The sequence below is a fragment of the Vespertiliibacter pulmonis genome (assembly GCF_013377275.1).
Taxonomy (GTDB): Bacteria; Pseudomonadota; Gammaproteobacteria; order Enterobacterales; family Pasteurellaceae; genus Vespertiliibacter; species Vespertiliibacter pulmonis.
In genome coordinates, this window is the sequence record NZ_CP016615.1 from 1,682,364 (window position 1) to 1,696,497 (window position 14,134).

The following is a 14,134-nucleotide window of genomic DNA, read 5'->3' on the forward strand; positions in this document are numbered from 1 at the left end:
AGAATAACTCCCATTCCATTTGTAAAAATAAATTACTGTTTTTACACATTTTTTTATATTTAGAGTATTCAAATGAAAACAACTTCTGAAATTAGACAATCATTTTTGGATTTCTTCCAAACTAAAAACCATACTATTGTACCAAGTAGCTCACTTATACCTGAAAATGACCCTACTTTGTTATTTACTAATGCGGGTATGAACCAATTTAAAGATGTTTTTTTGGGAATAGATAAACGTAGTTATAGCAGAGCAACCAGTTCTCAACGTTGTGTTCGTGCTGGCGGTAAACATAATGATTTAGAAAACGTAGGTTATACAGCACGCCATCACACTTTTTTTGAAATGCTTGGGAATTTTAGTTTTGGTGATTATTTCAAAAAAGAAGCGATTTCATTTGCTTGGGAATATTTAACTTCACCACAATGGCTCGGGTTACCGAAAGAAAAATTGTGGGTAACCGTTTATGAAACAGATAATGAAGCTTACGATATTTGGCATAATGAGGTAGGCGTTCCTGCAGATCGTATTATTCGTATTGGCGATAATAAAGGCGCACCGTATGCTTCTGATAATTTTTGGCAAATGGGTGATACTGGGCCTTGTGGACCTTGTACTGAAATTTTCTATGATCATGGTGATCATATTTGGGGTGGCCCCCCTGGTTCTGCGGAAGAAGATGGGGATCGCTATATCGAAATTTGGAACGTGGTATTTATGCAATTTAATCGTCAAGCAGATGGTACGATGGAAAAATTGCCTAAACCATCGGTTGATACAGGTATGGGATTAGAGCGTATTAGTGCCGTATTGCAACACGTTAATTCAAATTATGAAATTGATATTTTCCAAACACTAATTAAAGCGATCGCTGAATTATTATCAGTAAAAGATTTAGATAATAAATCTTTGCGAGTGATTGCTGATCATATTCGTTCTTGTGCCTATTTAATTGCCGATGGCGTTGTACCATCTAATGAAGGGCGAGGTTATGTGTTACGCCGAATTATTCGCCGAGCTGTACGGCACGGGAATATTTTGGGGGCAAAATCTGCATTCTTCTATAAACTTGTTCCAACGCTCGCTCAAGTAATGGCAGAAGCAGGAAAAATTATTACTGAAAAACAAGCTCATATTGAAAAGACATTAAAAGCTGAAGAAGATCAATTCGCTCGTACATTGGAACGTGGTTTAGCCTTGTTAGAAAGTGAATTAGTTAATGTTCAAAATAATCAACTTTCAGGTGAAATTGCTTTTAAACTTTATGATACTTACGGCTTTCCATTAGATTTAACTGCTGATGTTTGCCGTGAACGCAATATTAATATTGATGAAGTTGGCTTTGAACGTGAAATGCAGGCTCAGCGAGCAAGAGCTCAAGCAAATAGTAATTTTGGTGCTGATTATAATAGTGTAATTAAAGTAGAAGGCTCAACAGAATTTAAAGGCTATGAGCACACAGAATTTGATGCAACTGTTATTGCATTATTTAGTAATGGGCAGTCTGTTCAGTCTATTCAATCAGGCGAAAATGCCGTAGTTGTTTTAGATAGAACTCCATTTTATGGTGAATCTGGTGGACAGGTTGGTGATAGCGGTCAGATTACAACGGATTTTTGTAATTTTATCGTGAATGATACTCAAAAATATGGACAAGTTTTTGGACATATTGGGCAATTAGTTTCTGGTAATTTATCTGTTGGTGATCATATTTCTGCACAAATAGATACGCAACGACGTAACGCTATAACATTAAATCATAGTGCAACGCATTTATTACATTCTGCTTTGCGTGAAGTGCTAGGTGATCATGTTGCACAGAAAGGCTCATTAGTCTCTGAGAATTTATTACGTTTTGATTTTTCACAACCTGAAGCTATTACTAAAAATCAATTAGAAGATATTGAGCGGATTATTAATCGAAAAATCCGTGAAAATATTATAGTTACAACCAATATTATGGATATTGAATCTGCAAAACAGCAAGGCGCAATGGCGTTATTTGGTGAAAAATATGGTGATCAAGTCCGTGTTGTAGGCATGGATAATTTTTCGATTGAGCTTTGTGGCGGTACTCATGTTAAACAAACAGGCGAGATTGGGTTATTTAAATGTATTGCTGAAAGTGCAGTAGCTGCAGGAGTGCGTCGTATTGAAGCGGTTACGGGTGAAAATGCAATTGCACTGTTACATCAACAGCAGCAAGTTTTAAATCAAAGTGCTGAATTATTGAAAGCGGATAGCACTAGCCTAGTAGAAAAAATTCAACAATTACAAGAGAAAAATAAAAAAACGGAGAAAGAGCTGGGACAACTTAAAGAAAAATTAGCCAGTGAGATGAGTAATGAATTAGTCAAACAAGTGCAAAAAATTAAGGGTGTTAATGTACTTGTTCAACATTTAGATAATGTAGAAGCTAAAGCATTAAGAACAATGGCTGATGATCTGAAAAATCAATTGGGTTCTGCTGTTATTGCATTTGCAACACAATCTAATGATAAGGTGAATTTAATTGTAAGTGTCACAGATGATTTAACCAAACAATTAAAGGCAAATGAATTAGTTGGAGTAATGGCAAATGCGGTTGGTGGTAAAGGTGGCGGCCGTGCAGATATGGCAATGGCTGGGGGTTCACAGCCAGAATGTATTCCAGAAGCATTAAATCTCGCAATGAATTGGATTCAAGAAAAACTTTAATGATAAAAATGCAAGGTAGATAATTTTATTTACCTTGCAAATAAAAATAGGAGAAAAGTTATGCTGATTTTGACGCGTAAAATTGGTGAAAGTCTACTTATCGGTGATGATGTAGAAATTACGGTATTGAGTGTTCGTGGAAGCCAAGTAAAACTCGGTGTAAAAGCCCCTAAAGAAATTTCAGTACATCGTGAAGAAATTTACCAACGAATTAAAGCATCAGAAAACTCAGATAACTAGAAACTCAAGGATCCTATTAAAAATAAGGAAATGATTATGGGAAAATTACATTGTTTTAAAGCCTATGATATTCGTGGGCAATTAGGTACAGAATTAAATGCCGATATTGCATACCGTATTGGTCGTGCGTTTGGTCAATTTTTAAAGCCTAAAAACATTGTTGTTGGTGGCGATGTTCGTTTAACTAGTAATGAATTAAAAAGCGCAGTAACAAATGGATTGTTAGATGCGGGCGTCAATGTTATCGATCTCGGTCAAACAGGAACAGAAGAAGTTTATTTTGCCACTTCATTTTTGAATGCAGATGGAGGAATTGAAGTTACCGCAAGCCATAATCCAATGGATTATAATGGTATGAAATTAGTTCGTGCAGGCTCTCGCCCAATTAGTGCAGAAAGTGGGCTTGCAGATATTCAACGTTTAGCTGAAGAAAATAATTTTCCAACAGTTGCTCAACGAGGTATTTATACTCAAAAAAGTGTCTTGGATGATTACATTAATCATTTACTGTCTTATATTAATTTATCCAACCTGACTCCTAAAACATTAGTAATTAATTCAGGGAATGGTGCTGCAGGAAAAGTGATTGATGCGATTGAAGCTCAATTTAAAGCACATAATGTGCCTATTACATTTGTTAAAATACATAACAATCCAGATGGTAACTTTCCAAATGGTATTCCTAATCCTATTTTACACGAAAATCGTCAAGATTCGATTGATGCAGTATTAGCTCATCATGCAGATATGGGAATTGCCTTTGATGGCGATTTTGACCGCTGTTTTTTATTTGATGAAAAAGCGAATTTTATTGAAGGCTATTATATTGTTGGTTTACTTTCCCAAGCATTTTTGCAAAAAAATCCAGGAGCAAAAATTATTTATGATCCACGCCTTATTTGGAATACTGAAGAATTGGTGAAAGAATCAGGCGGTGAAGCTATCATGTCTAAATCGGGGCATTCATTTATCAAAGAAAAAATGCGTGCTGTTGATGCTATTTATGGTGGGGAAATGAGTGCGCATCACTATTTCCGTGATTTTTTCTACTGTGATAGTGGTATGATTCCATGGTTATTGACATTAGAATTGTTATGTACTACTGGTAAGACGTTGAGTGAATTAGTGGGTGAGCGTTTGGATAAATTCCCATCGCCAGGTGAAATTAATAGTAAATTACCTAATGCGAAGGTAGCTATTGAACGTGTGCTTAATACTTATAAAACAGATGCCAAATCCGTTGAAACATTAGATGGAATTAGTATTGAATTTGAAAATTGGCGTTTCAATTTACGTAGTTCAAATACTGAGCCTGTTGTTCGTTTAAACCTGGAAACAAAAGGTGATAAGATATTAATGCAACAAAAAACAGATGAAATACTTGCATTACTTCGCCAATAATTGCAAAATTTAGCAAATATTAGACCGCTTGTATAATAGCGGTCTAATTTTATTATTTTATTAAGGATTTTATATGAAAGTAATTATTCCTGTTGCTGGGCTTGGAACTCGAATGCTACCTGCAACTAAAGCCATTCCAAAAGAAATGTTAACGATTGCAGATAAGCCATTAATTCAATATATTGTTAATGAATGTGTAGCTGCAGGAATTAAAGAAATTGTACTTGTTACCCATTCATCTAAAAATGCCATAGAAAATCATTTTGACACATCGTTCGAACTAGAAACAATGCTTGAAAAACGTGTAAAAAGACAGTTACTTGATGAAGTTCGTTCTATTGTACCTAAAGATGTTACTATTATGCATGTTCGTCAAGGCCAAGCAAAAGGCTTAGGCCATGCAGTATTATGTGGTAAAGCATTAGTTGGTAATGAATCTTTTGCTGTGGTTTTACCTGATGTATTATTAGCTGATTTTACCGCCGATCAAAAAACAGAAAATTTATCAGCAATGATTAGCCGTTTTAAAGAAACAGGTAATAGTCAAATTATGGTTGCCCCCGTTGCTAAAGAAGATGTGAGTAGTTACGGTGTCGTAGACTGTCAAGGTGTTGATTTACAACCAGCAGGAACGGCTAAAATTGTGAATATTATTGAAAAACCATCTATTGAAGATGCTCCATCAAATTTCGCTGTTGTAGGTCGTTATGTATTTTCATCTGCTATTTGGGAACTTTTAGCTAAAACGCCTGTTGGTGTAGGTGATGAGATTCAATTAACTGATGCTATTGATATGTTAATTTTACAAGAAGATGTTGAGGCTTTTCATATGACAGGTAAAACTTTTGATTGTGGTGATAAATTAGGCTATATGGAAGCATTCGTAGAGTATAGTTTAAATCATAATAAATTTGGTGAAAAGTTTAAAACATATTTGAAAAAATTAGCAAAAAATCTTTAATAAAATAGGGTGTACTAGTTACACCTAATTTTATTGAAACAATAAATTTACATAGGTTGAATATAACAAAATGAAAATAAGAAATATTGTACAAGCAGTCGTTTTTGGGCTTTTTTGTGCAGGATTAATTTTGTATATTGTACCCCTTGTAAACAAGCAAGCGCATTCTTTTTTCCAAGAAAATATTATCAGCTACCATAATGCAGTGAAAATTGCTTCACCTGCTGTTGTGAATGTTTACAATCAAGCCTTTGACGTTACTGGTCGCCAAACATCACAAGAATTAACTGTAAATAACCTTGGTTCAGGCGTTATTATGACTAAGTCAGGATATATATTAACGAATAAACACGTTATTCAAAATGCTGACCAAATTATTGTTGCTTTACAATCAGGGGCAATTTTTAATGCAATTCTAGTTGGTTCGGATAACTTGACGGATTTAGCTGTATTAAAAATTGAAGCAGAAAACCTTCCAACAATCCCGCAAAATAATAGGCCTGTTCAAATTGGTGATGTTGTTCTTGCAATTGGAAACCCGCTGAATTTAGGGCAGAGTATTACTCAAGGTATTATTAGTGCCACTGGACGTAATGCTTTGTCTGAAGCTGGTCGTCAAAATTTTCTCCAAACTGATGCCTCGATTAATAAAGGTAACTCTGGAGGCGCATTGGTTAACTCTGTGGGTGAATTAATTGGTATAAATACATTAAGTTTAGGTAAAAATAGTGATGAATTAGCTGAAGGACTTAATTTTGCAATTCCGATTGGTTTAGCCAATAATGTAATGCAAAAAATTATCAAAGATGGACGAGTAATTCGAGGGTATTTTGGTGTAAATAGCTCACTTTTTTATACAGCAAAACAGTTAGGATTGGGTGAAAAAGGCGTGCTAATCACTGGTGTTGCAGAAAATGGTCCAGCAGATAAAGCTGGTATTTTAGCAGGTGATTTGATCTTAAAAGTAGGTAATATTGAAGCTGAAAGCCCTGAGCAAATGATGAATGCCATTGCTGATTTACCGCCGAATAAAACAGTAAAGGTACTTGTTGCTCGTCAAAACAAACAACTAGAATTTAAAGTTACTATTTCGGAATTTCCAGATTAATTAAATGAACTCAATAAAATTTGCAACTTACCGTGAAATGCATCCAGTAACAGCACGGCGTAAAATAGATAAACATATTCGAGATTATGTTCGGTATCATTTCCGTTCATTGGTATCTCGATCACAAATCAATCAATTAATTAATTATCTTAATCAAAATACACAATGGAATGATATCTTTAAACAAACACCTTATCGTTTTAATGCGTTACTTGCAAAATATTGTGATAATCGTTTTAATCGACAACAACGTGTTGAGGCAATTATTCAGCATTTTGAGCTATCGAGCCATAAAATGCCAAATACTCATTGGCAAAAATTAATTGAACAACAAAGTATTGTTTTAGCACAATTAACCGATGAATATTCACTTAATTTAAATATTAATAAGATTGATCCTTTTGAAGGCTTTTTCTCGATTAATATCCAAAATCAGGAAGGAAGAAGTTTTTATGATGCGTCTTTTACATTTTTAAAAGATAATAATTTATTGATTGCGTCTATTCAAGGCCCAAATAGTGATGATGCACAAGAACAAATTAAATTATTAACAAAAGCGTTACACGGTATTCGCCCAATGTACTTACTTGTTATTGGCTTTAAATTACTAAGTCAAGAGTGGGGAACAGCATTAATTGGTATTCCTCATAAAGCTCATGCAAAATATCGTTGGAATGATTCGAGCTATATGCTCTTTAATTATGATACATTTTGGCAAGAAAATAATGCAAAATTAATTAATGGCTATTGGCGAATTCCCCTTGAAATTGAACGAAAATCGTTAGAAAGTATTGCCAGTAAAAAACGATCAATGTATCGCAAGCGGTATGATATGTTAGATAAAATGGCAGAAAATATTCATATTTTTATGCAAATTAAATCTTAAGAGTCTATGAATTAGGTAAGAATAATGAAAGGAATTGTAATAACCGTAGATGGCCCAAGTGGTGCAGGTAAAGGAACGCTATGTCATGCTTTAGCAAAACAGTTAAAATTTGATTTTTTAGATTCTGGTGCAATTTATCGTATTTTAGCTTTAGCTGCCATAAAAAAAGGAATTGCTTTTGATAATGAGCTAGAGCTTTCTGAATTAGGACGTCATTTAGATGTCGCTTTTATTTCCGAAAATAATGAAGTTAATGTTATTTTAGATGGTGAAAATGTGGGCAACCAAATTCGGACAGCTGAAGCTGGGCAAAATGCCTCTAAAATAGCTACTTTCCCTTTAGTTCGTGAAGCATTATTACAACGACAACGAGACTTTAGCACTAAGAATGGATTAATTGCTGATGGCAGAGACATGGGAACGATTGTTTTTCCAAATGCTCAAGTAAAGTTGTTTTTAGATGCAACTGCAGAAGAGCGTACAAAAAGACGTGTAAAACAGTTGCAAGAAAAAGGATTTAATGCTAACTTTGACGAGATCTTAGCCGAGATAAAAGAGCGTGATTATCGTGATAGAAATCGTACGATTGCACCGCTCGTTCCAGCAGAAGATGCTTTAATTTTAGATTCAACGAAACTTTCTATTGAAGAAGTAATTATACAAGCTTTGGAACATATCAACGCCAAAATGTAATTTATTTGTCTAATAACGGATTTATTAGACTTTTATCATCAACCCCACTTAAATGGAAATAAGTGGACGTTTTATTTTTATAAAAGAAGATTAAATTATGACTGAATCTTTTGCTCAACTATTTGAAGAATCACTAAAAGGTCAAGAAACCCGTTTAGGTTCTATTATTAAAGGTACTGTGGTTAAAATCCAAAAAGGCCTTGTATTCGTAGATGCTGGTTTAAAATCAGAATCTGCAATCCCTGCTGAAGAGTTTTTCAACGCACAAGGCGAACTTGAAGTTCAAGTTGGCGATATTGTTGATGTTGCACTTGATGCAGTAGAAGATGGTTTCGGTGAGACTAAACTTTCTCGTGAAAAAGCTAAACGTAATGAGTCTTGGGCTGCATTAGAAAAAGCGTTTGAAGAACAAGCAACCGTTGTTGGTTTAGTAAACGGTAAAGTAAAAGGTGGCTTCACTGTTGAGTTAAACGGTGTTCGTGCATTCTTACCAGGTTCATTAGTTGATACACGTCCAGTACGTGATTCATTGAATCTTGAAGGTCAAGAATTAGAATTTAAAGTAATTAAACTCGATCAAAAACGTAATAACGTTGTTGTTTCTCGTCGTGCTGTTATTGAATCAGTAAGTAGTCAAGATCGTGAAGAAGTATTAGCTAACTTAGTTGAAGGCTCCGAAGTAAAAGGTACAGTTAAAAACTTAACTGACTACGGTGCTTTCGTTGATTTAGGTGGCGTTGATGGTTTATTACATATCACTGATATGGCATGGAAACGTGTTAAACACCCAAGTGAAGTGGTGAATGTTGGTGATGAAGTTACTGTTAAAGTATTAAAATTTGATAAAGAACGTACTCGTGTATCTTTAGGATTAAAACAATTAGGTCAAGATCCTTGGGTTGCGATTGCACAAAATCACCCAGTAAATAGCAAATTAACTGGTAAAGTAACTAACTTAACAGATTACGGCTGTTTCGTTGAAATTTTAGATGGTGTTGAAGGTTTAGTACACGTTTCAGAAATGGATTGGACTAACAAAAATGTTCATCCTTCTAAAGTTGTTAATGTTGGTGATGTTGTTGAAGTTATGGTACTTGAAGTTGATGAAGAACGTCGTCGTATTTCATTAGGTTTAAAACAATGTAAACCTAATCCATGGGATCACTTCGCAGAAACTCATAGTAAAAATGATAAAGTGAAAGGTAAGATCAAATCAATCACTGACTTTGGTATCTTTATCGGTTTAGAAGGTGGTATTGATGGTTTAGTTCACTTATCTGACATCTCTTGGAATATGTCTGGTGAAGAAGCTGTTCGTAACTATAAAAAAGGCGATGAAGTAGAAGCTGTTGTTTTACAAGTAGATGCAGTGAAAGAACGTATTTCTTTAGGTATCAAACAATTAGATTCTGATCCTTTTACAAACTTTGTTGATAGCACGAAAAAAGGTGCAATCTTAACAGGCAAAGTTGTTGAAATTGATGGAAAAGGTGTAAAAGTTGAATTAGCAGATGGCGTAGAAGGCTATGTACGTGCAGCTGAAGCAACTCGTGATCGCGTTGAAGATATCACAACCGTTATCAATGTAGGTGATGAGCTTGAAGCGAAATATACTGGTGTTGATCGTAAAGCACGTATTGTTAATCTTTCTGTTCGTGCGAAAGATGAAGCAGAGGAAACAGCTGCGATTGCACAAGTAAACAAGAAAGAAGAAGCAATTCCAAATGCGATGGCTGAAGCATTTAAAGCTGCAAAAGGCGAATAATAATTTAGTCTTTTAAATTAAGCGGATATGGATTTCATATCCGCTTGTTATATCTAAGGAGAAATGATGACGAAATCAGAGCTTATTGAACAATTAGTCTCAAGAAATCAATCATTGCCTATCAAATTAGTCGAAGATGGCGTTAAAGAAATTCTTGAACAAATTATGCGAACCTTAGAAAAGGGGGAGCGTATAGAAGTTAGAGGATTTGGTAGTTTTTCTTTACATTTTAGACAATCTCGTATAGGTCGTAATCCTAAAACGGGTGAAAATGTTCAACTTGTATCAAAATATGTACCTCATTTTAAAGCAGGTAAAAAATTAAAAGAGAGTGTGAACCACTAACTACTTACCCCTTTAAAGTATGGAGAAATCATTATGAAATATATTTTCGGACTTATTATCGCACTTGCTATTGTTATTGTGGCTATAACTATTGGTGCAAATAACGATCAATTGATTACATTTAATTATGTTATTGCAAAAAGTGAATTTAGATTATCTACTTTAGTTGCTATTTTATTTGGATTTGGTCTAATTTTAGGTTGGCTCATCACAGGTTTCTTTTATCTTAAGCTTAAATTACAGAATATTGCACTTAATCGTCGTGTTAAACGTCAAATGCAAAAAATTAATGAATTAACCTTACCAAAGGCTGAATAATGCTTGAACTGCTGTTCCTGCTTCTACCTATTGCGGCATTATATGGTTGGTATATGGGGCAGAGAAGTGCAAAAAAAGATCAAGAGCGAACCAACAATATCTTTTCACGAGATTATGTAACAGGATTAAATTTATTGCTTTCCAATCAACAAGAAAAGGCTGTTGATCTCTTTTTATCTATGTTACAAACTCAAGAATCAAAAAATCAAATTGCAGCTGAATCACAATTTGAAGCAGAACTCACATTAGGTGATCTTTTTCTATCCCGAGGTGAAGTTGATCGTGCATTACGTATTCATCAAGCGCTAGTCAATGACCTACAAAATTATTCATTTGAACAAAACCTACTTGCTAAACAACATTTAGCACGAGATTTTATGGCAGCAGGTTTTTATGATCGGGCAGAAAATTACTACATTACACTACTTGATGAGCCTGAATTTGCTAAACATTCTTTAGCTCAATTAATTACCATTTACCAAAAAATGAGAGAATGGAAAAAGGTTATTAATGTTGCAGAAAAATTGCTAAAAATCTCGCCTGATTCAGAGACTAAAGCCCTTTCCCATTTTTATTGTGAATATGCTCAAACTATAAAAAATGATGATAATGCATTTATAAATACAGTTTATAAAGCTTTGGAATATTCTCCCGATTGTGCAAGAGCTTCAATATTATTGGGTGAGTTTTATTTCCACCATCAGCAATTTTTGCAAGCTTTACCATTTTTTGAAGCGGTTTTGACACAAGATCCGGATTATATTAGTGAAGTTATCTCTCACATCGGCGAGTGCTATAAACATCTTAATCAAATGGAGCAATTTGAGCTATTTCTGATAAAAGCAAATCAAATTAAACATAATAGTAGCGTTGATCTGGCTTTAGCTGAGTTAATAGAAAAAAAAGATGGTATAGAAGCGGCACAAACTCGGTTATATCAGCAAATTCGCCAATTTCCTAATATGATTACGTTTCACCGTTTTATTTATTATCAAATGGCTGAAGCAGAAAATGGACGAGGAAAAGAAAGTTTAATACTCTTACATAATATGGTTGGTGATCGTATTAAAAAGAGTTTTCATTATCAATGTATTCATTGTGGCTATAAAAGCTATCGCTTAACTTGGTATTGTCCGTCTTGCCGACAATGGGAAACAATTAAACCGATTTATAGTATTACTGAAGTGTAATACTAAATTTTCTTTAATATAAGTAATTATACCGTTTTGTAAGCGGTTAGATTAATGGAAAATTTGTAATGACATTAGTATATTCCACAGAAACTGGTAGAATTTTGCCAGAAAAAAGTAAAATAGAACGACCAAAAGGCGATGGTATTGTTCGTATTCAACGTCAAACGAGCGGCCGTAAAGGAAAAGGCGTTTGTGTTATTACAGGGTTAGATTTAGATGATAAAGCTTTAGTTTCATTAGCTTCTGAACTTAAACGCCGTTCAGGCTGTGGTGGTTCAGTGAAAAATGGTATTATAGAAATTCAAGGCGATAATCGTGATCAACTTAAACAAATATTAGAGCAAAAAGGGTTTAACGTAAAATTTTCAGGCGGTTAATAAAAACGGTAAGTTATTTATTACATATAATAACTTACCGCTATCTTAAATTATTTTGAAAAATAATGGAGTAGGGGGTCTGGATAATTTATATATTCCGATAGATCTTTTTTATCAGGTGTACCTAAATAAGGAATTTTTCCTAGAAGAGGAGCATCAATTCGATTACTGAGCAGCTCAATTAGTTCAAAATAGTGGCGTAAACCAGGATTTATACGGTTAGCTACCCATCCAATTAATTTCCCTCCTTGTTGCTGAATTGCATAAGCAGTCAGTAAAGCGTGATTTACACAGCCTTCTTTAATTCCCACAACAAGTACAATAGGCATATTATTACGCTTTACCCAATCTGCAAAACTTAACCCTTTATTAATTGGAGTTAGCCAGCCATAAGTACCCTCAACAATAACATTATTATATTTTTGCTGTAAACGTATTAAATCACGATCTAATTTTTGACTTGAAATATGACGAACAGCATCAAGTGCTGCAAATACAGGTGTACTTGAATGTATAAAAGAGTAGCTATTAATTTCTCGATAGTGTACAGGTAATGTACAACTCTTTTGGAGAATAAGTACGTCTTTATTATCTTCACAAGCATAGTCATCTGTATTGGGTGCAGTAGGAAGAGAGTCATCTCCACCGCAAGCAATAGGTTTATAACCCACTACAGGGATTTCATATTGGGATAATATTTGCAATAATGCTCGGGTAACAATTGTTTTACCTACATTTGTATCCGTTCCTGCAATAAATAATGCGGGCATTTTAATTCTCAGTAATCAGTAATAAAAATAGTAATGTATTTTAACTAATTTTTTACAAATTTTTCCTGTTCTGAATCAAATTTCTTGCAAAAATATTTTCATACTAATAAAAAGATACGTTGTAACGATTTTTATTGTTTCCTATTAAAAGTGGGTAGATAATAAGAATTTTTACTAATTTGCCTTTATAATAAGCCTAATTTTATGAAATTAGGAATAAAGATGGATAATCAGAACAATTTTATTTGGATTGAGAGTAATGAACAGCTTGAGAAAGCATGTAATATAATTCAGCAGGCAAATATTATTGCCCTTGATACTGAATTTGTTCGTATTCGTTCTTACTATCCTAAATTAGGATTGATACAACTTTTTGATAATAAAAATGTATACTTGATAGATCCCCTCGCAATTACAAATTTTCAGCCTTTTGTGGAAATATTACGAAATCCAACTATTCTTAAAGTATTACACGCTTGCAGTGAAGATTTAGAGGTCTTTCAACACACCTTTCAACAACTGCCTGAACCGATGATTGATACACAAATAATGAGTAGTTTCTTAGGATTGGGAACTTCAGTTGGTTTTTCAAAATTAGTTTCTCATTTTTGCCAAATTGAATTAGATAAATCCGCTTCTCGAACTAATTGGCTAACACGTCCACTAACATCGAATCAGCTACAATACGCAGTCTCAGATGTTCGTTATTTATTGCCTGTTTATACTCAATTACAAGCAAAACTGGCACAAACTCGTTGGCATAACGCCGTTATAGAAGAGTGTATTAACCTTAAAAATAAAAAAATAACCGAAATTGATAGTGAAAAAGCCTATAAAAAAATTACGAATGCCTGGCAATTAACCCCTCAACAGCTTTCTGTACTTCAAATATTAGAAAAATGGCGTATAGAAGAAGCTAAGAAACGGGACTTGGCACTCAATTTCATTGTAAAAGAACAAGCGTTATGGCAAATTGCAAAAACTCAGCCTAAACATACGGCTAGTTTAATTGAATTTATGCACCCAAATGAAATCCGACTACACGGAAAAAAATTACTTTTATTGGTTGAACAAGCAAAGCAAATTCCACCAGAAAGTTATCCAAACCCCATTTCTCGTTTAATTGATATTCCATATTATAAACAAGAAATGGCTTTTTTACGTAATACTGTTAAACAATGTTCCCCAGAAGATCTTGCGCTAGAAGTTTTTGCGAGTAAGCGACAATTAGAACAATTAATTAAGTGGCAAATTGCTCAGCATCATCATTTACCAGAATTATTAATAGGTTGGCGAAAACCTTTTGGCGAAAAGCTATGGGAATTGTATCAAAATTTTAAAAAAGATCTCTGCTAAAATAAAGCCCACAAAAATTTCGCA

General features: G+C 34.1%; 14 protein-coding genes. 13 read left to right on the forward strand and 1 reads right to left on the reverse strand.

The window, feature by feature from the left end; genetic code table 11:
- Nucleotides 1-72: 72 nt before the first annotated feature.
- The 12 genes from alaS (at nucleotide 73) to yciH (ending at nucleotide 11,984) form a co-directional block, all read left to right on the forward strand.
- Nucleotides 73-2,697, forward strand: coding sequence for an alanine--tRNA ligase (gene alaS, locus A6B43_RS08135; RefSeq protein ID WP_124210473.1), 2,625 nt, complete (start codon nucleotides 73-75; stop codon nucleotides 2,695-2,697).
- Between the two features lie 60 nt (nucleotides 2,698-2,757).
- The gene (csrA, locus tag A6B43_RS08140) at nucleotides 2,758-2,937 is read left to right on the forward strand and encodes a carbon storage regulator CsrA (RefSeq protein ID WP_124210474.1); all 180 of its coding nucleotides are present in this window, start codon (nucleotides 2,758-2,760) and stop codon (nucleotides 2,935-2,937) included.
- 36 nt (nucleotides 2,938-2,973) lie between these two features.
- Entirely contained in the window at nucleotides 2,974-4,338 is a 1,365-nt protein-coding gene (locus A6B43_RS08145) for a phosphohexomutase domain-containing protein (protein WP_124210475.1), read from the forward strand.
- Nucleotides 4,339-4,411: 73 nt separating this feature from the next.
- Nucleotides 4,412-5,299 carry a UTP--glucose-1-phosphate uridylyltransferase GalU gene (galU, locus tag A6B43_RS08150; protein WP_124210476.1) on the forward strand — a complete coding sequence of 296 codons (888 nt, stop codon included), beginning with the start codon at nucleotides 4,412-4,414 and terminating at the stop codon, nucleotides 5,297-5,299.
- A 70-nt stretch (nucleotides 5,300-5,369) separates the two neighbouring features.
- A complete protein-coding gene (degS, locus tag A6B43_RS08155; protein ID WP_124210477.1) occupies nucleotides 5,370-6,407 on the forward strand; it encodes an outer membrane-stress sensor serine endopeptidase DegS in 1,038 nt (345 codons plus the stop codon).
- Nucleotides 6,408-6,411: 4 nt separating this feature from the next.
- Entirely contained in the window at nucleotides 6,412-7,293 is an 882-nt protein-coding gene (locus A6B43_RS08160; RefSeq protein ID WP_237306882.1) for a VirK/YbjX family protein, read from the forward strand.
- Between the two features lie 24 nt (nucleotides 7,294-7,317).
- Nucleotides 7,318-7,986 carry a (d)CMP kinase gene (cmk, locus tag A6B43_RS08165; protein WP_124210478.1) on the forward strand — a complete coding sequence of 223 codons (669 nt, stop codon included), beginning with the start codon at nucleotides 7,318-7,320 and terminating at the stop codon, nucleotides 7,984-7,986.
- A 97-nt stretch (nucleotides 7,987-8,083) separates the two neighbouring features.
- Nucleotides 8,084-9,751 (forward strand): 30S ribosomal protein S1, encoded by a 1,668-nt coding sequence (gene rpsA, locus A6B43_RS08170; protein WP_124210479.1) that lies wholly within the window; start codon nucleotides 8,084-8,086, stop codon nucleotides 9,749-9,751.
- Nucleotides 9,752-9,817: 66 nt separating this feature from the next.
- Nucleotides 9,818-10,096 carry an integration host factor subunit beta gene (locus tag A6B43_RS08175; RefSeq protein ID WP_124211012.1) on the forward strand — a complete coding sequence of 93 codons (279 nt, stop codon included), beginning with the start codon at nucleotides 9,818-9,820 and terminating at the stop codon, nucleotides 10,094-10,096.
- 33 nt (nucleotides 10,097-10,129) lie between these two features.
- Entirely contained in the window at nucleotides 10,130-10,414 is a 285-nt protein-coding gene (locus A6B43_RS08180; RefSeq protein ID WP_124210480.1) for a LapA family protein, read from the forward strand.
- A complete protein-coding gene (lapB, locus tag A6B43_RS08185; protein WP_124210481.1) occupies nucleotides 10,414-11,604 on the forward strand; it encodes a lipopolysaccharide assembly protein LapB in 1,191 nt (396 codons plus the stop codon). Before A6B43_RS08180 ends, lapB begins: the two co-directional genes overlap by 1 nt.
- A gap of 68 nt (nucleotides 11,605-11,672) precedes the next feature.
- Nucleotides 11,673-11,984 (forward strand): stress response translation initiation inhibitor YciH, encoded by a 312-nt coding sequence (gene yciH / locus A6B43_RS08190; protein WP_124210482.1) that lies wholly within the window; start codon nucleotides 11,673-11,675, stop codon nucleotides 11,982-11,984.
- A gap of 50 nt (nucleotides 11,985-12,034) precedes the next feature.
- Here the strand turns inward: yciH and bioD are convergent, their stop codons facing one another.
- Nucleotides 12,035-12,754 carry a dethiobiotin synthase gene (bioD, locus tag A6B43_RS08195; protein WP_124210483.1) on the reverse strand — a complete coding sequence of 240 codons (720 nt, stop codon included), beginning with the start codon at nucleotides 12,752-12,754 and terminating at the stop codon, nucleotides 12,035-12,037.
- Between the two features lie 222 nt (nucleotides 12,755-12,976).
- On the opposite strand from bioD, the gene rnd reads away from it, so the two are divergent.
- Nucleotides 12,977-14,110, forward strand: coding sequence for a ribonuclease D (gene rnd / locus A6B43_RS08200; protein WP_124210484.1), 1,134 nt, complete (start codon nucleotides 12,977-12,979; stop codon nucleotides 14,108-14,110).
- Nucleotides 14,111-14,134: the final 24 nt, after the last annotated feature.

Bases quoted from the DNA above. Each gene is read 5' to 3' on its own strand.
- degS (WP_124210477.1), top strand. From the start codon at position 5,370: ATGAAAATAAGAAATATTGTACAAGCAGTCGTTTTTGGGCTTTTTTGT.
- alaS (WP_124210473.1), top strand. From the start codon at position 73: ATGAAAACAACTTCTGAAATTAGACAATCATTTTTGGATTTCTTCCAA.
- A6B43_RS08145 (WP_124210475.1), top strand. From the start codon at position 2,974: ATGGGAAAATTACATTGTTTTAAAGCCTATGATATTCGTGGGCAATTA.
- A6B43_RS08180 (WP_124210480.1), top strand. From the start codon at position 10,130: ATGAAATATATTTTCGGACTTATTATCGCACTTGCTATTGTTATTGTG.
- rpsA (WP_124210479.1), top strand. From the start codon at position 8,084: ATGACTGAATCTTTTGCTCAACTATTTGAAGAATCACTAAAAGGTCAA.
- galU (WP_124210476.1), top strand. From the start codon at position 4,412: ATGAAAGTAATTATTCCTGTTGCTGGGCTTGGAACTCGAATGCTACCT.
- rnd (WP_124210484.1), top strand. From the start codon at position 12,977: ATGGATAATCAGAACAATTTTATTTGGATTGAGAGTAATGAACAGCTT.
- bioD (WP_124210483.1), bottom strand. From the start codon at position 12,754: ATGCCCGCATTATTTATTGCAGGAACGGATACAAATGTAGGTAAAACA.
- A6B43_RS08175 (WP_124211012.1), top strand. From the start codon at position 9,818: ATGACGAAATCAGAGCTTATTGAACAATTAGTCTCAAGAAATCAATCA.
- lapB (WP_124210481.1), top strand. From the start codon at position 10,414: ATGCTTGAACTGCTGTTCCTGCTTCTACCTATTGCGGCATTATATGGT.
- cmk (WP_124210478.1), top strand. From the start codon at position 7,318: ATGAAAGGAATTGTAATAACCGTAGATGGCCCAAGTGGTGCAGGTAAA.
- csrA (WP_124210474.1), top strand. From the start codon at position 2,758: ATGCTGATTTTGACGCGTAAAATTGGTGAAAGTCTACTTATCGGTGAT.
- A6B43_RS08160 (WP_237306882.1), top strand. From the start codon at position 6,412: ATGAACTCAATAAAATTTGCAACTTACCGTGAAATGCATCCAGTAACA.
- yciH (WP_124210482.1), top strand. From the start codon at position 11,673: ATGACATTAGTATATTCCACAGAAACTGGTAGAATTTTGCCAGAAAAA.